Genomic DNA, 20,287 nt, shown 5'->3' with positions numbered 1-20,287 from the left:
TGGAAGAATTTGTACAACGTCGCATAGTTGTCCCATGCAGTCGATTGGGCAGGCCGGCATGACAACAACGAGTGGCGCCGAAAGCGATCCCATCTTGCGCGCGCGCGGCGAGGTGATGGTGCACCGCGCGCAGGCGGCGGAAGCGCTGTACCGCAAGGCGCTCGAAACGCAGCCGGACAACGCGGAAGCGCTGAACTTCGTTGCGATGTGCGAGCTGGGTCGGGGCGAGTTTGACAGCGCCCGCGAGCACCTCGAAAAGGCCGTGCACATCGACCCGGAGGAAGCCAATTTCCGCAAGAACCTCGGCATCCTGCAGCTGGCACTGGGCCATGCGCAGGATGCCATCGACACCTTCGATCAAGTGATCGCGATGGATCCGAAGGAGCTCTCGGCGCCGCTGCATCGGGCGGCCGCGCTGGAACAGCTGGGCAGCACCTACGACGCTACGGCGGCGTACTACCACGCCATTGCTACCGCGCAGGCGGCGTTTAGCTGGCGTAACCGCAACACCACGCCACCGGTGCTGCAGCCGGTGGTGCGGCACGCCATCGATTACATTCAGCGCAACCAGCAGCAGATTTTCATGGAACTCATGCAACCGGTGCGCGCGCAGTACGGAGCCGCAGCACTTGCGCGCGTGGAGCAGGGCCTTGCCATTTACCTCAAGCACGCAGCGGCGCAATACCCCGATCCGCGGCAAAGTTGCGCGTTTTTCTACATACCGGGCCTGTCCGCCGAACCGATGCTGGATGCCGCGCACATGCCAGGCATGGCGGCGCTGGCGACCGCCGGCGACACCTGGCTGGCCGAGCTGGATACAGCTGCCGCCGAGCAGTTGGGTGAGCCCTATTTCGGCACGCATGACCCGGCGCTGTTGCGTGAACAGGGCGTGCTCGACGGCGACACCGGTGCGCGGCTCACCGCGTGGTTCCTTTATCGTAATGGCGACCGGGAGCCGGCTGCGCGCCAACATTTGCCACGCTCGTTGGCGGCGGTGGAATCGCTGCCGCAACGCGTACAGGTGGAAAACCTCGGCCCCAACGTGTATTTCGCCACGCTTGCCCCCGGTACGCATATCTTGCCAAGCTGCGGCATCACCAACGCCCGGGTCAACGTGGAGATTCCTCTGCAAGTGGACGGCCGTTGCGTGCGCAGCGTTGCCGGTCATGAGGAAACCTGGCGCATGGCGGCGTGCGTGGCGTACGACGGCAGCTTTGCGCATGAATTGTGGAACCACGGCCCCGGTCCGTGCACGGCCCTGGTGCTGGACGCCTGGCACCCGGAGCTGAGTGCGGCCGAACGCGCGGCGTTGCCCCTGCTGTTCGAGGGCATCAGTCAGTTTCATATGGCAGCGGGTGTGGAGCCGCCGTTTGGCAATTAGCGGGCGGCTGCCCAGCGCCACGCCACGAAACCACCATGAGCGCCAACCAACCTTCGCACGTGAAACTTGATCCGCAACCCCCGTGGGCGCGCTTTCAGGACATCATCGTGCAACTGGATACCGATGCACTGATCGCCGTGGGGATCGAAACCATGGCCGAGCTGACCGGTGCCACCCATGTCAACGCGCGCGCCCGGGCCGTGGATGCCGATGGCAACACGCTGCGCGACGCGGCCGGCTTGCCTGTCGCTACGCAGGTCAGCCATCCCTACGAGACGTCCGACCTCACTGCGAACGGTCTACGTGTGGTCGATTTGCAGCGTGATTGTGTACGCGTGGTGCTGGGCGAGCCGACCGTACATTTCTTCATCGGCGCCGATACGGCCGAATGCCGGGCGAGGGCATCGATCCGCATGCGTCTCGCGCGGGCACAGGATGCGTAAGGCGGGCAGCTGCAGGCCGCGCCGCGCGTCGAGACGGGATGCATGCGCAACCTCGATCGACCCCGGCGGGACGGATCCAGCGTTTGCGTGGCTGGACCATGCGGTGCAGCCCGCCGCCCCGAGCCTGCCCTTGATGCAGCTAGATCCGCTGCTCGACAAACTCCACGCCGACCCACCCTGGGTGCGTCGGCTCCGACAGGCGCGAGCACCGAAACGCAGTTCGGTTCACTGAAGGTGGAGCGGCTGCATGGGCAGCGCTTCACCACCCGCCGCCACTCGCCACTCGGCTACCTCAGCCCGATGCAGTTCGAGCAGCAGAGGCAATAAGCTTAGGATGGTGTCTACGGAACCGGCAGCAGTCCGCCATCTGGTTGCTCTACGCAACGGACGGCCACTTTATGGTTTCCCGCACACCAGCCTGGTGCGCGATCCATCATAGTTTGTCCGCGTCCGTCCGGCATAGTTTGTCCGCAATCCCAACGGGTTTGGCTTGGCATACAAAATTATGCACACGCCCTTCCCATACATAGATGGGATTTTTGGCCCAAGGCAGCTCCGATCACGCGACATCACTCATCCGTGGCAGGAGCAAATGCAAGTTGGTGCAACACGAGCAGGCCTCCTGCCGACCTCGCGCTTGCCGCATCAGCGGGGTCGGGGATTTAAACAGGTGCTGGCTCCAGCCTTCGCTGACCGATGAGCTCTCCGGCGCCCGTAGAAAGAACATGAAGCCGCTGACGCCTGCGAACAGAGACGCAAACGCGAAGGGCACATCGACCGGTGCGGCGCTGTCCGGGAGAGCCAAGCGTCCGGTAGCGCAAAGGGCGGGGAGCACCGAACGAAGCGGTTCCCCTACCAAGCTCTCGACCCGCACGTGCTGATGCGCTGTAATAACTTGTGCCTCCGCTGTCGACAGGCCTGCAGCCGTGTCCAGCAGCCGGCGCACCACGCCGGGCAACAAACCGGTCTGCTGCGCTACCCGAGCGGTCTCATCCATCCGCTCCCCTTTGGGCTCCAGGTAATCGCGCCCCAGACATGCCCGCTTGTTAGGTGGGGCTATAGAGGGCACCGCCGACCCGCTTCCCTTCGGTCCACATGTTCACAGTACGGATAGGGAGCTTGAGTGCGACGTGCCGGCGTGCTTCCGGTGAGTCCAAGCCGACCACGGCCAAAGCGATGCGTTCGGTATATCCGCGAGCCTGGCAATACGCATTGAGATCATGCGGATACGGGGTGACCGTCAGTCCCGGATGCCTCTGAGCTAGCGCGCCGCGGCTGCGGACGCATGTGCGTGGCGGGCGTGGCCGTCATCGTTCGGTTTGGACGCCCAAATCCGCATGCCGGTTGGCCGCTTGAGATGGTGGACCAAACGCTTGATGTGCGGAGTGGCCCATCGGCTGCCGCTGCCGCCGCCGGTCCGCGTCATCCGCGAACGGCATCGATGGCACTCTGCCCCGGACAACCAATGCACAGGTCGACTTGCGCCGACTGCGGTTTGCTGCGGAGCCACGGAGGTTTGCTGCGGAGCCCGTACTGCGGGGTCGATTAAGACAGCGCGCACGGCTGTGCAAGATGAAAGAGCAATCTTTCATTCTGAAACAAAGGGATTGTGCGAAATCCGTGTGAACGCCGTAAGTGATTAATTCTTAACGGTGTCACCGCATGGCATGCGAATTGCTCACTTAACCCTGCTCGAAGCTCGGGCCATCTGCGCCACGCCTGCTGCACTGCAGCGTTCATGGTGCACCGCACAAACGGGGAAGTCAAGCATGACGCAGCGAGTGAAAATCATCATCCCGATTCCGATGGGTGCCGAGGGCGTCGCGGCCCGCGCCGCGCAGTTGCCACAGCACATGGTGTTGCCGGGCTTTGAGCCAGAATTCGTGGCAGTCGCGAAAGGGGCGGCCCTCGGCGACAGCGCCTATGACGCCTTGCTGATGGATTTTTCCGTGGTCGAGGCCGGCCTGCGTGCGCAGGAAGAGGGCTACGCCGCCGTGTGCATCGACACGGTCAGCGACTCAGGCCTGGACGCCTTGCGTTCGCGGTTGGATATCCCGGTGATTGCCCCGGGCGCCGCGGCGTTTCACGTCGCCTGCATGCTCGGTAAGAAATTCACCGTCCTGACAATGTGGGACGAGTGGTTCGCGCTCTACCAGAAAACCCTGACCGCGTATCACCTCTGGCCGCGCGTGGCTTCGTTGCGTTCGATCAACACCCGCCCGGATCTCGAGGAGTTGCTGGCCGGCAAGGAAGAGGTGGTCTTCAGGAAACTGGAAGCCACCGCCCTGCAGGCGATCGAGGAAGACGGCGCGGACGTGATCGTGCTGGGCTCGACCACGATGCATCAGTCACATGCCTTTCTGGCCGAGCGACTTCCGGTGCCGGTAATCAATCCCGGCCAGATCGCCTGGAAATTGTGTGAAGTGCTTTTGTCTCTTGGCCTTTCGCATAGCCGGAAAGCCTACCCGGCGCCGCAGGCGCCAAACGATGCCGTGTATCACGGCTTCGCCCATTGATTCACTGGAGGAACCGCATGTCCAAGCTCAGCCGGCAACAACTGATTGATCTCGCAGTCCACAGCTATTTCGGCAACGTCGACAAAAAGAATATGGACGAGGTACTCGCATGCATGCACGAGGACATCGTGGTGACCATTCAAACCGATCACCTCAGCCACTCCCGGATAGATGGTGTGCGCAAGATGTTTGAAACCCTGTTCTCCACTTACAAAAAGACCTGGCATGGCGATTTTGAGGTCACCGCCGACGAAGAGAATCAGACCGTGGCGACCCGCTTCAACGTGACGCTGGAGAAACCGGACGGGACTTTCGATCCGCCGATGAAGAACTGCAATTTCTTTTACGTCGAGAACGGCAAGTTCCGCCGCTATTACGTCTTCATGGATGGCGTGAGCGTTCTGCCCTGAGCCGCAACAACTCCATTGGCCTGGGCGCCATGGAAAATCGGAGAAATTGATGAGCAAGGCACTCGACGGAATACGGATACTTGACTTGACGCATATGCTTTCTGGTCCGTACGCGAGCATGATCATGACGGACCTTGGCGCGGATACGGTCAAAATCGAGCCGCTCGGCGGCGAAGGAACGCGTGCCTTGCTGGCCCGCAGTGCCAAGTTCTCGCGTAACGGCATGGGCGCGTATTTCATTACGCTCAACCGTGGCAAAAAGAGTATCTGTATTGATCTCAAGCAAGCGGAAGGTCGTGCCATTTTTCATGACCTTGTGCGTACTGCCGATGTCGTGATCGACAATTTCAGCGCCGGTGTCACGACCAAGCTGGGTATCGACCATGCGTCGCTGAGCGCCGTCAACAGCCGGATCATTACCTGTTCGATCACGGGTTTCGGACAGGATGGCCCCAGCTACCAGCGTCCCGCGTTTGACCAAGTCGTGCAGGGCATCGGCGGCGGCATGTCGATCACCGGCGAGAGTGGCGAACGCCCCATGCGCTCGGGCATTCCCATTGGGGATCTGGGCGGCGGCATGTTTGCCGTAATGGGCGTACTCGCCGCATTACAGGCACGCTCCCGCCACGGCCACGGCCAGCATGTCGACATCAGCATGCTCGACTGTCAGGTGAGCATGCTCAATTACATGGCAACGATGTTCCTCATGAGTGGAGAAAATCCGTTGCCGTTGGGGAATGCGCATTTTGTGCATGTGCCGTACAACACGTATCACACCAGCGACGGTTTCATCATCGTTGCGGTCATTTACGACAGCTTCTGGGAGCGGTTGGTCAATCTGCTGGATATAGAAGAATTACGCATTGACAAATACCGCATGCAACCGGGCCGCCTGGCCGATCGGGCGATTATCGACGAAAAGCTGAACACGGTCTTCAGAACCAGGCCAACGGCCCATTGGATGGAACAATTGAGCTCCGCGCGCATTCCATGCGCGCCAGTCAATCATTTCAGCGACACGTTGGCTGACCCACAGGTTCTTCACCGGCACATGGTCGTGAAGGTCAAGCAGGCTGGCGGCGACGTGGTTGCAGTGCCCGGAAATCCCGTCAAGTTGTCGCTGGACGGTGATGATCTGTTTGGATCGCCGCCGCTGCTGGGCGAGCATACGGATCAGGTACTTGCCGAAATCCTTGGCTACGCACCGGAAAAAATCTCGGCATTGCGCAACGACAAGGTGGTTGCCTGACATGACTGGCGTGGATGTAGTCATCAATGAAGTGGCGCCTCGCGACGGCCTGCAGAGCCAGTCGCGGGTACTCGATGTCGAACAGCGACTGGCCATGATCCAGGCGTTGGTGAAAACCGGGGTGCGCAGTATCGAAGCGGGCAGCTTTGTTTCGGCCAAGGCAGTACCGCAAATGGCGCACACCGCCGAGTTGTTCGGCGATTTGCCGAACCCCGAGCAGGTGCATTATTCGGCGCTGGTACCGAATGCGCGGGGCTACGAATTGGCGCTTGCAGCTGGCGCGCGCACGGTCTCGGTGGTGTTGTCGGCCACTGAGACCATGAACCGGCGGAACATCAATCTGGGGCTGGAGGAAACGACGGCGGTTTGCGCCCGACTGATGGAGCGTGCCCGGGAGGATGACGTCCAGGGCTGGGCCTATCTGTCCGTGGCGTACGCGTGCCCATACGAAGGCCCGGTGGCGCCCGCCGGGATCGAGCGTCTCGCCGCCCGGATGATGGAGTCGGGTGCAGCCAGACTGATCATTGCCGACACCATCGGTGCCGCGAATCCGGCGCAAGTCCGCCCGCTGATTTCGCGACTGGTCGGCAGTTTCGGTGCCGAGCACATTGCCTGTCATTTTCACGATACCCGCGGCATGGCGCTGGCCAATATACTGGCCGCGCTCGACCAGGGCGTGCGCCACTTCGACAGCTCCATCGGCGGCCTTGGCGGGTGCCCGTTTTCGCCCGGTGCGAGCGGCAACGTCGCCACGGAAGACGTGGTGCTGATGCTGGAATCCATGGGCTTGCGTACCGGTATCGACGTGCTCGCACTGGTCGAGGCCGTCGGCTTTTGCGCCGATCTTTTGCAGAACCCACTCGGCGGACACGCGTTCCGCTGGCTCGAGCGCGAAGCGGCGAAGGCTACCGCGGGAGCGGCGTCATGAAGCGCGGGTGGAGTTCGCTGGCGCGGTTGTCGCCATGGATCCTGATTTCCGGGCTCGGTTATGCCGCCATCTACGTCAAGGTCGCGGTCAAGCCGGTACCCATGACGCAACCCTTGATTGAACAGCGCGACCAGTTTCTCGGTGGGGTGAACGATGGCGGGCGCTACTGGTTCGTCGGGCAGGATGGTGGCGTGCTGTCGATGGATGAGAAAACCCGACGCTGGCAGCGTGAGGAGTTGACGCCTCGCTCCAACCTGCAGGGGATCGCCGCCGGTGAGAACGGCGTCCTCGTGGCGGCCGGCAATGACGGTCGGTTGTGGGTGCGTGACCACGGGGGCCAGTGGGTGAGCCAGGTGTTGCCGGTGGGTGATGTGGCCCGAAAGCTCATCGACGTGGCGTTTCTGCACGGCAACTTCTGGGTGGTCGGCGAAATGGGCGCCCTGTTCCGTGGCGGCGCTGACGGGAAGACCTGGACGCGGATGCGCGAGCCGGAAGATGTCGCGTTCAACCGCGTCCGTCCGGGGCCTGACGGCTCGTTGTGGATCGCTGCCGAGTCGGGACGGTTGTTGCACAGCGCCGATGACGGCGCCACCTGGGACAGCATCGAGCTGGACAGCGAAAGCCTGCAGTCGATCGCCTTCGTGGGTGATGCCGCCCTGGTCGTGGGCAATCGCGGGCACGTCTACCGCAGCGACAACAAGGGGGCCGACTGGAAGCTGGTGCCCGCCTTTACCAGCGACAACCTCTTTGATGTCGCCGGTAGCCCCAATGGCTGGACGGTGGTCGGCGATCACGGCGCGGTGTTCACCGCTGGCCCGGCACATCAGCAATGGCAAAGGGCCACGGCCCGGACACTCGGCAAAAGCTATTACATGCGCGTCCTGGCCAGTGCGAACGAATCCGTGCTGATCGGCCACACCATCGGGCGGCTTGCCGGCGATGGCAGCTACGAACCCTGGCCGCAGGGAGTGCAGCCATGAGACGCGTATTGGACCTGGGCGCCATCATTTCCGCGTTCGCAATTCGCCATCGCGTCAAGGTGTGCGTGGTGATTGCCCTGATCACCGTGATTTTCGCGGCGTGCCTGACCCGCCTGGATGTGCATACGCGCTTCGGCGACATGGTTCCGCGCAATCATCCGTATGTGCAGGTGTACGAGAAATACCAGGACACCTTTGCCGCCGCCAATCGGGTGACCGTATTGGTGCGCGCGACCCATGGCGATATTTTCAATTTGCCGATCCTGGGCGAGATCCAGCGCATCACCAATGAGTTGCAAAAAGTCAGTGGTGTCAATCAGTCGCAGATAACTTCGCTGGCATCCAGCAAGCTGAAGCGGGTCGATGCGTCCAGTGAGGAAATCGAAAGCAAGCCGTTGATGTGGCCAGGACTGCCGCAGAATCAAGCTGAAATAGACACCCTGCGCAAGGCGGTCCTGGATAACCCGATGGTCTACGGTCTGTACGTGGACCGCGACCTGGAGTCGGCACTGATCCATGTCGATTTCTACAACCATCTGGTGGATTACCAGAAGATATTTCCGCAGATCCAGAACATCCTGGATGCCTCACCGATCCACGATAAAGTCGAATTGCAGATGATCGGCGAGCCCATTCTGTACGGCTGGGTCGCGCATTATCTCGGCGAGACCGTTTCCATCGCGTTGCTGTCGCTGATGGCCATGCTGGTGCTGTTGTTCATGATCACGCGGACCTGGCGCGGCACGCTGCTGCCACTCATCGCCGGGCTGGTATCGGCGATCTGGGCGCTCGGCATAGGGTCGATTCTCGGCTACAACTTCGATCCGCTGATCATTGTGGTCGCCTTCATCATCACCGCGCGCGCGTTCTCGCATTCAGTCCAACTGATCACGCGGTTTGACGATCTTGCGGTAGGGGAAAAAATCAACCCGCGCTACGCCGCCCAGGATTCCATGCGCGAACTGTTCCGTCCCGGCATGCTGGGCTTGTGGGCGGATGCCGGGGCGATCCTGTGCGTGATCCTCACCCCGATCCCGTTGATGCACAAGGTGGCCATCATCGGTTCGATCTGGGTGCTCACGATCTCCATTTCGGCCGTGATCCTGACCCCCGTTTTGCTGTCCTGGATCAAGACCCCGGATCGTTACATCCATCCGCTGCGGCTGGGTGGCATCCTCAGCGTTTTCACCCGCTCCGCCACGTGGGCGGTCACCAGCCGCGCACGATACGCAGTTGCGCCACTGACCGGGTTGCTGCTGGTCGGCTTGCTGCTGGAAACCACGCACCTGACGGTGGGCGATGCTAGCGCGGGCTCCCCGATTCTCTGGCAGGACTCCGCATTCAATGTGGCGAGTACCCAGGTAAACAATCGCTACCCCGGCTCGGAGCAGATGTTCATCGCCATCGAAGGCGACCAGCCCGACGCGCTCAAGCGGACGGAGGTGCTGAACTGGATGATGCAGTTCCAGCGCTACATGGAACGGCAGCCGGAAATTGGCGGCACCGTGTCCCTCGCGGACGTGGTCACCGAAGTGCGCCGCAACCTGCATGAGGGCAATCCGCGTTACCGCGAACTCGGTGGCAGTGCGTTGGAAAACGGCGAGCTGCTGAATTTCTATTTACAGGGCTCAAGTCCGGGCGACCTCAACCAATACACTGACGTGCAGTTCCAGAACGGCGCAGTGACCATGTTCTTTCATGATCACAAGGGCGAGACGCTGCGTCAGGCCATCTATAACGCCGGTCGCTTCATTGGCGAAAATGAACTGCCGCACGCCAAGGCATTGTTGGCCGGCGGGGTGCTCGGGAATATCGCCGCGGTAAACGAAATTCTGTTGCGTGATCAGGTGGAGGCCATAGCGCTGGCATTCCTGGTCGTGGTGCTGTGCTGCCTGGTGGGCTATCGGTCTTCGGTCAGCGGCATTTTCTTCATTATCCCGGTATTTATTTCCAACGTCGTGACGTTTGCGTTCATGGCGTGGCACGGCATTGGCATGAGCATCAGTACGCTGCCGGTCGTGGCTTTGGGAATTGGGCTGGGTGTCGATTACGCGTTCTACATCGTGGATGGCATCAAGGAACATCTGGAAAACAACCCGTTGGCAACCCCCGAAGATGCGGTGCGGCAGTCACTCGGATCGGCAGGTAGGGGCGTGATTCTTACCGCATTGGTACTCGCGGCAGGAGTTCTGTTGTGGTCCTGGTCTTCGCTGCGCTTTCAAGCGGAGATGGGGATATTGATTGGCATCTGGTTACTGACTTCCGCGTTCACGGCCTTGTACGTGATGCCATCACTTGCACTTGTATTCAAACCCGATTTCATTTTCAAGAAGGCCGAGCTGGTGGCGTTGGCACACTCAACCTAATGCTGTCACACAGGATCAGGAAGCATCATGAATATTGAGCAAAGCAAACCACGTTCCCTGCGACCATTGCTCCACCGCTTGTCCGCTGCCTGTGCTCTGGCGCTGTGTGCCATGGCCATTCCCGGCGTGGCGTCTGCCGATGAGGGCACATCCGGTGGCTGGGAGGTGAGCGGCTATTTACGCACGCAGCTTTCCATGAATCTGCAAAATCCCTATTTGGCGGATCCGGCCAAGGGCGGCGAGCCACGCGGGGATTACCGGTACGATTTGTCGATGGTGCGCGGCACCGGCCGCTTGAACTTGTTTCGCGATTTCGGCAAGTCGCAGGTGAGTGTCGTGATCCGCGGTTCGCAGGAATATGAAACCAGCTACCTCAAGGCACTGCAGAAAACCGCGGACGAATATGCCGCGACCGACCTCTTCAGTAATCGCGGGCGCTCGAATGTGCGCCTGATGAATGATGTGTACAACGAGATCGATCTGCGCGAGTTGTGGTGGCAATACGAGTTCACGCCGGGTACCACGATGAAGCTCGGCAAGCAACAGGTGGTATGGGGGGAGACGGACTTCTTCCAGTCGATGGATGTCATCCACGGCTACGATTTTCGCTGGCGCTCGTTCCTTGAGGCCGAAAACGAAGAGCTGCGCAAACCGCTGTGGATGGCGAACTTCAACACCCGCATCGACAAATTGAACGGCAGTCTGCAGTTTCTTTACATCCCCGGCCGGCCGAACCCGGGTGACACGCGTGGCAACAACTATGACGTGGAAGGCGGGCGCTGGGCGAATACGCCGAATCGCGGCATTACCTTCGCCGCCGCCCCGTTCGGGGCCGACGTGCCGTACAACTACAAGCTCGCTGGCGCCGATCGAAGCGACGATTCATACGGGTTGCATTGGTCGGGCACGGCGGGGGAATGGGGCTACTCGCTCGGCGCGTATCGCGGCCCGTCGCAGGTGCCGGTCATCAACCCGAACCCGAACAGCCCCCTGGGCGTGCAGGATTCTGTTTCGGGCCGGACCTTCCTTGGTGCCTGGAAGGGCCACTATGGCTCGGACCCCGGATCGACCGTCGGTGAGCTGATCTTCCCGCGCATCAGTGTCTTCGGCGGTTCCGTCAACCGCTACCTGGCCGGTCCGGACGTGGTGTTTTCGGCCGAGGCATCCTACATCCCGAACATGACTTACAACGTCGGGACGCTCGCCGGCGAGGCCGGCGGCTGTGCATTCTTCCCGGGCTTTTGCGGCATCGTCGAACGGCATGCGGTCAAGACCATGTTGCGTTTCGACAAGCAGGTCGATCTGAGCTCGTTGTTGCACACCAGTCGACCATCGTTCTTTTCCGTGCAGTTGTTCAATACCTGGGTGACCAACTACGACCGCGCGGACGAGCTGGTGAACCTGGCCGGTTTCGGAGGCCCAACCAAGCGCAACTCGGCGCTGATCACCGGCATCCTGGCGCTCAATTACCACAACGACCGCATCAATCCGACGCTGGCTGTCGGCAGCGATCTCAGCTACGGCGGGGGCTTTGTCGTGCCGAGTGTCGAGTTCGCGTACGGCAACCATTGGCGCATCAAGGCAGAGGCCGATCTGTTCTTCAATCGGCGCAGTCAAAGGCGGGCACTGACGGGTTTCAATAACACAAACCTGTTTGGCTATTTTGCGGGTAATGACCAATTGGTCGCCCGCATCACGTATCAATTCTAACGGAGAATATATTCATGAAGACCTTGACGTCCGTCATCGTTCTCCTTTGCGCCGGGATTGCCAGTGCCGCCAATGCCGCTGCCCTGAAGCCGGGTGACACCATACAGGCATCCAATCTTGATGCGCGGCAGACAGATACCTTTGAAGGCCATGCCATCCATGATCTGCTGACCGACCGGATGCAGGAACTGATCCGCAAGGAAGGGTTGGTCATTACCCTGGCCGCATCCAAACCGATGGTTCTCGGCAAGGATTTCACGGCAGCCACCAAGGAGAATGCCGGCAAGGCAAAATATAATCCGGATACCCGCTTGGTCGAGGGCTGGGTGGCGGGTATTCCCTTTCCGGATGTGACGGCGGATGACCCGAATGCCGCAGCCAAGCTTGTGTGGAACGGATATTACGCACAACCGATAAAGAACATTCAGGATTACCCGAGCTACGCCTATCTGTTCATCAGCGAGAAAAGCGGGCTCGAGCGTCGGCAGGTATGGAGATTCTTGCGCTATTACATGAAGGGCCGCTTGGGCGCCGACAAGGTGGTCGAGGGCGACGGCAGCATCCTGTCCAAGACCCTGATGTATGCGACTTATCCCAACGATATCCGCGGCCTTGGCCTGTTCGTCCAACGTTACGACTCACCCAAGCTCGAGGATTCGTGGGTGTATCTGAAGTCGGTACGCCGCACCCGACGCCTGTCCGGAGGCGCGTGGATGGATCCCATCGGCGGCAGCGATCAGCTCAACGATGACATCGAGATTTTCAACGCCCACCCGACCTGGTATGCCAGTTACAAGCTGCTGGGCAAGCGCTGGTTGCTGGTGACCGCCAATTCGACGGCCGTAACCTGGGACAAGAAGGCGAGTGGCGACGCTGAATTCCCCGTCATAGATCTGGCGCATGCACCGCATTGGAACCCAAAAGACACTTGGGAGCCGCGCGAGGTGTGGGTCATCGAGGCCGTGACACCACCCGAGCATCCTTACAGCAAAAAGGTGCTGTATATGGATACGCAGTTTCCGCGTTCGTATATCGCCGAGGCATATGACAAGAAGGGCGATTTCTGGAAATGGATGTATTACGGCCTGAAAACCATCCGTACCGGGGATGGCGACCATGGCATGATTTCGGCAACGGGTTTCACCATCGATTATCAGCGTCGGCATGCGACAGTGTTCATTCTTGGTGACGATGCCAGGTTGAATACGCCGGGAATCAAGGCCGAAGACGTGAACCTGCAACAATTGGAAAAGGTATCGCACTGATCGCCGAATGCCATCGGCGGGTTTGCACACGGCGCAAAATATTTTCTACGGAGTGGTCATGACTTTTCGATTGGGTGTCGATGTTGGCGGCACGTTCACCGATCTGTTGCTGGTGAACGAAGAGAGTGGTGAGGCGTTCACCGCCAAGGTGTCGTCGACGCCGCACGATTCGTCGGTCGCGGTGCTGGAGGGCATTGAAAAAATCTGCAGGGCGTCTGGCATCGAGCCGGCGCAGATCCGTTCGGTGATGCACGGCACCACCGTGGCGACCAATGCGATTCTCACCCGGCGCGGCGCACGCGTCGGGCTGGTCACCACGCGGGGGTACAAGCAGGTGCTGCATATCGCACGGTCGTTCGTGCCGGGCGGGCTTGGCGGCTGGGTCACCTTCAACAAGGGGGAACTGCTGGCGCCGCTGGAGCTGACCATCGAGGCGGATGAGCGTATCGACGCCGGCGGCCGGGTCGTGCGCGAACTCGACGTCGCCGGGATCCGCGCCGGACTGGAGAAGCTGCGCGCTGCCGGGGTCGAGGCCTTGACTGTCAGCCTCACGAATGCCTACGCGAACGGCGAGAACGAGCAGCGCATCGGACAAATTGCTGCTGAGGTCATGCCCGGGGTACCGGTGTCGCTGTCTTCCCTGGTGGTGCCGGAGATGCAGGAGTACGAACGCACCGAAACCACGGTGGTGAACAGTTACGTGCGGCCGCAGATGGAGAGCTATGTACAGCATCTCCAGGCCGAGCTGGAGAAACGGCTGCGACCGGACGTCAAGTTGGCGATCCTGCGTTCTGACGGCGGCCTGGCGACGTGCCAGTCCGCCTCCCAGGCGCCGGTCAACATGCTGCTGTCCGGTCCGGCCGGTGGCGTGGCGGGGGCGATCTGGTTCTGCTCCCGTGCCGGCTTTCCGCGGGTGCTGACCTGCGATGTCGGCGGTACCTCGACCGACGTCGCGCTGATCGATGACAACCGCGCCCGTCTGCGCCGCGAAACCCGCATTGGCGACATCGCGGTGCGGGCGCCATCCGTCGACGTGCGCAGCATCGGCGCCGGCGGTGGCTCGATCGCCTTTGTGCCGGAGCTGACCCGGGCGCTCCGGGTGGGTCCGGAGAGTGCGGGCGCGGTGCCCGGCCCGGCGGCATACAACCTGGGTGGCACCGAAGCCACGGTAACTGACGCGAACATCGTGCTTGGCTATCTGCCGGAAGTGCAGAAGCTCGGTGGGGATTTTGCCATCCGCCGTGACCTGGCCGAAGCCGCCGTGCAGAAGGTGGCCGATGCGATGGGGATATCACTGTACGAGGCGGCCGAAGGCATTGCTCGGGTTGCCAACGAGCACATGTATGGTGCGCTGCGTCTGATCAGCGTGGAGCAGGGTTACGACCCGCGCGAGTTTGCCTTGTGCGTGTTTGGCGGTGCGGGGCCGCTGCATGGCAACGCCCTGGGCATCCTGATGAACTCGTGGCCGGTCATCGTCCCGCCCGGACCCGGAGTGCTGTGCGCCTACGGTGACGCCACCACGCGGGTCAAGGATGAGGCGTCGCGTTCGGTGATCCGGAACCTGGCGGAAATGAGTGCGGATGAGGTCATCGGGATTCTCGATGGCCTCAGCGACAGCGTGCGCCATTCGCTGGCCGAACAGGATGTGCCGGTCGCGCAGCAGCAACTGAACTGGCAGGCCGACGTGCGCTACCAAGGCCAAGCGTTGCTGCTGACGCTGGAGGTCGACCCGATACAGTTGCGCCGGGATGGGCTGGCCAGCCTGACGGCGGCGTTTGATGAGGAGCATGAGCGCCAGTTCACCTTTGCCCTCAGCGAGGCGCACGAACTGGTCAATCTGCGCGCCATTGCGCGTGCACCACGTCCGGACATCGCGGACCGGAAGCTGGAAGCAGTGGGGGGCGATCTGGCCAAGGCCAGCGTCGGCCAGCAGGTGATTTACTACGCCGGCGCGCAGCACGCCGCGACGATCTACGACCGGACGCAGCTGTGCCGCGGGCAGCGGGTACCCGGCCCGGCCATTGCCTTCGAGATCGATTCGACGACGGTGATCCTGCCCGGCTACCGCGCCACAGTCGATGATTTCGGCAACTTGTTGATTCGCCCGCAGCATGGTCAGGAGCAAGCGTCATGAGTGCCCGCATCATCCAGTCCAACGCAGAGCCCCTGCGTCGCGTCGAAGTCGACGGCGTCACGGTGGACATCATCGAGAATGCACTGGCCAACGCCCGCAGCGAGATGGACGCGGTGCTGTTCCGCACGGCGATGAGTCCCGGCATTCGCGAGCAGGGCGATGCGTTTCCGATCATTGCCGGCGGTGACGGCCGGATGCTGGTTGGCCAGTTCGGCTCGTTCATCGCTGGCTTCCTGCAGGCCTACGATGGCACCGTCGAGGAAGGGGACGTGTTCCTCACCAACGATCCGTACATGTGCAACGGGGCGGTCAGCCATTTGCCGGATTGGCTGGTGCTGTTGCCGATCTTCAAGGATGGCCGGCTGATCAATTACGCCGCGATGTTCGGCCACATGACCGATGTGGGCGGCAAGGTACCGGGCAGCCTGCCCACCGACGCGCGCACGATCTGGGAAGAGGGCGTGCGCATCCCGCCGGTCAAGCTGTATCGCGCCGGCAAGCTCAACAGCGACATGCTCGACGTGATCCTGCACAACGTCCGGGTGCCGCGCTGGAACCGCTCTGATCTCAACGCGCTGGTTGCCGCGTGCCGCAGCGCGGGGCGCCGCTGCGTGGAGCTGGCCAGCCGGTTCGGCGACGACGAATTCCACAGCGCGCAACAGCTGATGCTGGAACGCACCCGACGCGCTATGAAGGAAGTCATCCAGCGCGTGGTGTCGGAACAGCGCCAGACCTTCGAAGACTATATCTGCGACGATGGTGCCGGCCACGGTCCGTATACGCTGCGCTGCGCGCTGTGGCGCGAGGGTGAGAAGGCGATCTTCGATTTCGCGGGTACGGACCCACAGGCACCATCCTCGGTCAACTTCTATCTGAACGAGGAGATGTTCAAGATCTTCTTCGGCGCGCTCACCATCAGCCTGTTCGATCCGGCGATCCTGCTCAATGACGGGTTCTACGATCTGGTGGAGGTGCGCGTGCCAAGCGGCTCGATCCTCAAGCCTACATTTCCGGCGGCGGTATCGTGCCGGACCCATCTGCTCGGGCGCATCTTCGACATCATGGGTGGCCTGCTCGGCCAGGGCTCGCCGCAAGCCATGAATGCCGCGGGTTTTTCCGATTCACCGCATCTGATGTACTCGGGTTACGACGCGGACGGGAAATGGTTCCAGCTGTTCCAGATCGGCTTCGGTGGCATTCCCGGGCGGCCGGCTGGCGACGGCCCGGACGGGCACTCGTTGTGGCCCGGTTTCACCAACGTCCCCAACGAATTCGTGGAGGCGTATTTCCCTCTGCGCATTGAAACCTACGAAACCATTTCCGACTCGGGAGGCGCCGGGCTGCATCGCGGCGGCAATGGTCTGCGCGTCACGTATTGCCTGCTCTCGGATGGCGAAATATCGATCCACGACGACCGCTGGCTGACCTACCCGTGGGGCGTCAACGGTGGCGAGCCGGGTCAGCGCAGTCGCAAGGAACTGGTCCGCGTCGACGGCAGTCGGCAGATATTGCCGTCCAAATGCGACCGGGTGCAGGTCAAGTCCGGTGATCTGCTGTTCTTCGATACCTGGGGTGCCGGCGGCTGGGGCGATCCATTGCAACGCGACCCGGCCAAGGTGCTGCTCGATGTCCGTCGGGGTCTGGTTAGTGTGCAAGGCGCGCGGCGTTACGGCGTGGTGCTGGACACGGCGGCCGTCGACCTGGCAGCCACGACTGCGCTGCGCACGGAAATGGCGGCGAGCCGTCCGCCGATCGGGTTGTTCAATCGTGGTGGCACGTTGGCTGAGCTCAAGGCGCGCTGTCAGGCCGAGACCGGCTTGCCGGTGCCAGTGACGCCGGTATGGAACTGAGGGGAGCGGTGCATCGTGCTTGAATCCAGAGCCCTAACACCCGCGCGGCGTTACGCGTTGATCCTAGTTGATCTCTCGGTTGGCTTTACCGACCCCGGGCGCAGCCAGCTCGGCTTCGACTGTCCGCAGGTGATCGCCGCCAATCAACGGCTGCTGGCGAGTTTCCGCGCGCGCGGCGCGCCGGTGTTCTACACCACCGTCGCGTACGACGACGCGGCGCAGGCGCGCGTGTTCCGCGAGAAGCTGCCGGTGCTCAACTGTCTGGTGGCGGGGTCTGCACTGGTGGCGATTGATGCGCGGGTGCAACCGGCGCCTGGCGAGATCGTCATCGTCAAGCGTGGCGCCAGCGGATTCTTCGGTACCGATCTGGGTGAGCGCCTGCGCGCGGCTGGCGTGGATGGCGTGGTCGTAGGTGGGTTGACCACCAGCGGATGCGTGCGGGCGACGGCGCTCGACGCACTGCAAAGTGACCTGCGGGTGCTGATTCCGCGCCAGGCCGTGGGTGACCGGGATGCCGCCGCGCATGAGTCGAACCTGCACGACTTGCATCTCAAATATGCCGATGTCGGGGAGCTCGATGACTGTCTGGCGATACTTGACGCTTAGCGCCGCACTCACTCTGTTGGCTGCTTGCGCCGCAGTGCCGGACTCGCGCCACGCCGTGACTGCGCAGGTGCAGACGGGCGGGAGATGTCAGGCCTACGTGCAAGCCTGGGTGACCCATTTCCGCGCCCGTGTGTCCGGTACCGACGTGGCCGTTGCGGAATCCGGGTTGCGCCGGGCGCGGGCACAGTTGGCCGCCGGGGAAATGGCCGAGGATGCGTGCGAGCGGCCTTATTGCATGGTGGTGCCGCTCGCTGGCGGGCGGCTGGACAGCTATTGCGGCTATCGCCGATCGGACCCGAGTGGCCGCGAACTGTACCGCTGGGTTGCCTACCGGTAGCGCACGATGAACAGCCTGACGCTCTATGACAAATTGTGGAACAGTCATCACGTGGCGGATCTGGCGGACGGGTCGAGCCTGCTGTACATCGACCTGCATCTGCTGCATGAGGTGACTTCACCGCAGGGGTTCTCCAACCTGCGCCGCACCGGGCGCAAGCCATGGCGCAGCGGCTCGAGCATGGCCACGCCCGATCACAATGTGCCGACGACGCAGCGCGATGCGGGTGTGACGGAGTTTGCCGACCCGCTGGCGGGCCGACAGGTCGCGGCGCTGGCAAAAAACTGTGACGACTTCGGCGTGCCGCTGTTTGCGTTGGATGACCTGCGCCAGGGCATCGTGCACATCATCGGCCCGGAGCAGGGGCTGACGCTGCCGGGCATGACCGTGGTGTGCGGCGATTCGCACACGGCCACGAACGGGGCGCTGGCCACGCTTGCGTATGGAGTGGGCAGCAGCGAGGTGGAGCACGTACTGGCCACGCAGACGTTGCGCAGCCGCAAGCTCAGGAACATGGCCGTCGAGGTGGTCGGGCGCCTGGGGCCAGGCGTCAGTGCGAAAGACTTGGCGCTGCACGTCATCGGCCTGATCGGCACGGCGGGTGGCATTGGCCACGCGCTGGAATTTCGCGGCACGACGATTGCCGCGCTGTCGATGGAGGCGCGCATGACCCTGTGCAACATGAGCGTCGAGGCCGGCGCGCGCACAGGCCTGATTGGCTACGACGCGGTAACTGAAGCCTATGTTCGCAATCGGCCGTTTGCGCCGATCGGTGAGATGTGGGAGCGTGCGACCAGCTACTGGGAGACGTTGCACACTGATCCGGGCGCCCACTTCCACCGGCGGGTGACCATCGCGGCCGGCGACGTGGCTCCATGCGTCACCTGGGGTACGTCGCCGGAAATGGTCACGCCGATCGATGGATACATTCCGTCGCTGGAGAGCGCCGCCAACGACATCCAGCGCAATGGCTGGCGGCGCGCGCTGGACTACATGGGACTCGAGGCCGGCCAGCCGGTCGCGGGCACGCCACTCGACAAAGTCTTCATCGGTTCGTGTACCAACGCGCGCATTGAGGACCTGCGTGAAGCCGCGGCGGTGCTGCGCGGACGCCGCGTCCATGCCCGCATCAAGCAGGCGCTGGTCGTGCCCGGTTCGGGCCTGGTCAAGCTGCAGGCCGAACGCGAGGGCCTCGACCAGTTGTTTCTCGACGCCGGTTTCGAATGGCGTGCGCCCGGTTGTTCGATGTGCCTGGGTATGAATCCGGACCGGCTGCAGCCGGGGGAGCGTTGTGCTTCGACGTCGAATCGCAATTTTGAAGGACGCCAGGGGCTGGCTGGTCGCACTCATCTGCTGTCGCCGGCGATGGCGGCCGCGGCGGCGATTGTCGGCGCCCTGGTCGACGTACGGAGCATGTGACATGCAACCATTGATTCAGCATGAAGGCGTCATCGTTCCCCTGGATCGCGTCAACATCGACACCGACGCCTTGCTGCCCAAGCAATATCTCAAGAGCCTCGAAGCGCGTGGTTTCGGCGGGTTCTTGCTCGACAACGAGCGTTACCTGGACCCCGGCGAACTCGACACGCCGCCTGGCAGCCGGCGCGAAAATCCGCAATGCATTCTCAATGCGCCACCCTATCGGCATGCCACGGTGGTGTTGGCGCAGGCCAACTTCGGGTGCGGTTCCAGTCGCGAACATGCGGTCTGGGCGCTGCGGGATTTCGGTATTCGGGTGTTGCTGGCGCCGAGTTTCGGCGACATCTTCTACAACAACTGTTTCGGCAACGGACTGCTGCCTATCCGGCTGGAGCAGCCGGTGGTGGATCGGTTGTTTGCCCGGTGCCTGGCCAGCCCAGGGCTGCGTGCCGGGGTAGATGTCGCGCGTCGGGAACTGGTCGTGGGTGACCTGCGGCTGGAGTTTGCACTCGACACGGGCCGGCAGCACAACCTGCTGCAGGGGTTGGATGACATTGCCCAGACCCTGGCTCTGGCGCCGGCGATCCGCGCCTATGAAGTGGCACGGCAGCGCAGCGAACCTTGGGTCTTCAGATAGCGGCGGATGCAACCACAGGTGATGCCGGCGGGCAGCGGATTGCGGCGCTGGTCACC

General features: G+C 62.3%; 17 protein-coding genes. 16 read left to right on the top strand and 1 reads right to left on the bottom strand.

Annotation, left to right across the window (positions count from 1 at the left end; genetic code table 11):
• Positions 1-94 precede the first annotated feature (94 nt).
• Positions 95-1,381 (top strand): aspartyl/asparaginyl beta-hydroxylase domain-containing protein, encoded by a 1,287-nt coding sequence (locus tag RHOOR92_RS0103930; protein ID WP_027489650.1) that lies wholly within the window; start codon positions 95-97, stop codon positions 1,379-1,381.
• A 35-nt stretch (positions 1,382-1,416) separates the two neighbouring features.
• Positions 1,417-1,824 carry a hypothetical protein gene (locus RHOOR92_RS0103925; RefSeq protein ID WP_027489649.1) on the top strand — a complete coding sequence of 136 codons (408 nt, stop codon included), beginning with the start codon at positions 1,417-1,419 and terminating at the stop codon, positions 1,822-1,824.
• A 559-nt stretch (positions 1,825-2,383) separates the two neighbouring features.
• Here RHOOR92_RS0103925 and RHOOR92_RS0103920 read toward each other — a convergent pair.
• Complete coding sequence (locus RHOOR92_RS0103920; RefSeq protein WP_027489648.1) at positions 2,384-2,821, bottom strand: hypothetical protein; 438 nt, start codon at positions 2,819-2,821, stop codon at positions 2,384-2,386.
• Between the two features lie 772 nt (positions 2,822-3,593).
• Here RHOOR92_RS0103920 and RHOOR92_RS0103915 point away from each other — a divergent pair.
• Genes RHOOR92_RS0103915 through leuD form a run of 14 tightly spaced genes read left to right on the top strand, consistent with a single transcriptional unit; the run spans position 3,594 to position 20,231 of the window.
• A complete protein-coding gene (locus tag RHOOR92_RS0103915) occupies positions 3,594-4,340 on the top strand; it encodes an aspartate/glutamate racemase family protein (RefSeq protein ID WP_037114844.1) in 747 nt (248 codons plus the stop codon).
• Positions 4,341-4,357: 17 nt separating this feature from the next.
• A complete protein-coding gene (locus RHOOR92_RS0103910; protein WP_037114841.1) occupies positions 4,358-4,750 on the top strand; it encodes a nuclear transport factor 2 family protein in 393 nt (130 codons plus the stop codon).
• Between the two features lie 49 nt (positions 4,751-4,799).
• Positions 4,800-5,999 carry a CaiB/BaiF CoA-transferase family protein gene (locus RHOOR92_RS0103905; protein ID WP_027489645.1) on the top strand — a complete coding sequence of 400 codons (1,200 nt, stop codon included), beginning with the start codon at positions 4,800-4,802 and terminating at the stop codon, positions 5,997-5,999.
• Position 6,000: 1 nt separating this feature from the next.
• Positions 6,001-6,927, top strand: coding sequence for a hydroxymethylglutaryl-CoA lyase (locus tag RHOOR92_RS0103900; RefSeq protein WP_027489644.1), 927 nt, complete (start codon positions 6,001-6,003; stop codon positions 6,925-6,927).
• Complete coding sequence (locus tag RHOOR92_RS0103895; protein ID WP_027489643.1) at positions 6,924-7,907, top strand: YCF48-related protein; 984 nt, start codon at positions 6,924-6,926, stop codon at positions 7,905-7,907. Before RHOOR92_RS0103900 ends, RHOOR92_RS0103895 begins: the two co-directional genes overlap by 4 nt.
• Positions 7,904-10,273, top strand: coding sequence for an efflux RND transporter permease subunit (locus RHOOR92_RS0103890; RefSeq protein ID WP_027489642.1), 2,370 nt, complete (start codon positions 7,904-7,906; stop codon positions 10,271-10,273). The genes RHOOR92_RS0103895 and RHOOR92_RS0103890 overlap by 4 nt, the downstream gene beginning before the upstream one ends.
• Positions 10,274-10,300: 27 nt before the next feature.
• The gene (locus RHOOR92_RS0103885; RefSeq protein WP_196802001.1) at positions 10,301-11,983 is read left to right on the top strand and encodes a DUF1302 family protein; all 1,683 of its coding nucleotides are present in this window, start codon (positions 10,301-10,303) and stop codon (positions 11,981-11,983) included.
• Positions 11,984-11,997: 14 nt separating this feature from the next.
• Positions 11,998-13,248: a DUF1329 domain-containing protein gene (locus RHOOR92_RS0103880; protein ID WP_027489640.1), complete on the top strand. Its 1,251-nt coding sequence runs from the start codon at positions 11,998-12,000 to the stop codon at positions 13,246-13,248.
• Between the two features lie 58 nt (positions 13,249-13,306).
• Positions 13,307-15,382 carry a hydantoinase/oxoprolinase family protein gene (locus tag RHOOR92_RS0103875; protein WP_027489639.1) on the top strand — a complete coding sequence of 692 codons (2,076 nt, stop codon included), beginning with the start codon at positions 13,307-13,309 and terminating at the stop codon, positions 15,380-15,382.
• Positions 15,379-17,232: a hydantoinase B/oxoprolinase family protein gene (locus tag RHOOR92_RS0103870; protein WP_027489638.1), complete on the top strand. Its 1,854-nt coding sequence runs from the start codon at positions 15,379-15,381 to the stop codon at positions 17,230-17,232. Before RHOOR92_RS0103875 ends, RHOOR92_RS0103870 begins: the two co-directional genes overlap by 4 nt.
• 15 nt (positions 17,233-17,247) lie before the next feature.
• On the top strand, positions 17,248-17,838 hold the full coding sequence (locus tag RHOOR92_RS0103865) for an isochorismatase family protein (protein WP_231378316.1): 591 nt from the start codon (positions 17,248-17,250) through the stop codon (positions 17,836-17,838).
• Between the two features lie 55 nt (positions 17,839-17,893).
• Complete coding sequence (locus RHOOR92_RS0103860) at positions 17,894-18,175, top strand: hypothetical protein (RefSeq protein WP_155950205.1); 282 nt, start codon at positions 17,894-17,896, stop codon at positions 18,173-18,175.
• A 6-nt stretch (positions 18,176-18,181) separates the two neighbouring features.
• Entirely contained in the window at positions 18,182-19,594 is a 1,413-nt protein-coding gene (leuC, locus tag RHOOR92_RS0103855) for a 3-isopropylmalate dehydratase large subunit (protein WP_027489635.1), read from the top strand.
• Between the two features lies 1 nt (position 19,595).
• Positions 19,596-20,231 carry a 3-isopropylmalate dehydratase small subunit gene (leuD, locus tag RHOOR92_RS0103850; RefSeq protein WP_027489634.1) on the top strand — a complete coding sequence of 212 codons (636 nt, stop codon included), beginning with the start codon at positions 19,596-19,598 and terminating at the stop codon, positions 20,229-20,231.
• Positions 20,232-20,287: the final 56 nt, after the last annotated feature.

The organism is Rhodanobacter sp. OR92, from assembly GCF_000427545.1.
Taxonomy (GTDB): Bacteria; Pseudomonadota; Gammaproteobacteria; order Xanthomonadales; family Rhodanobacteraceae; genus Rhodanobacter; species Rhodanobacter denitrificans.
The sequence above is the reverse complement of the archived record's forward strand: the minus strand, read 5'-3'. Positions and strand labels throughout refer to the sequence as shown.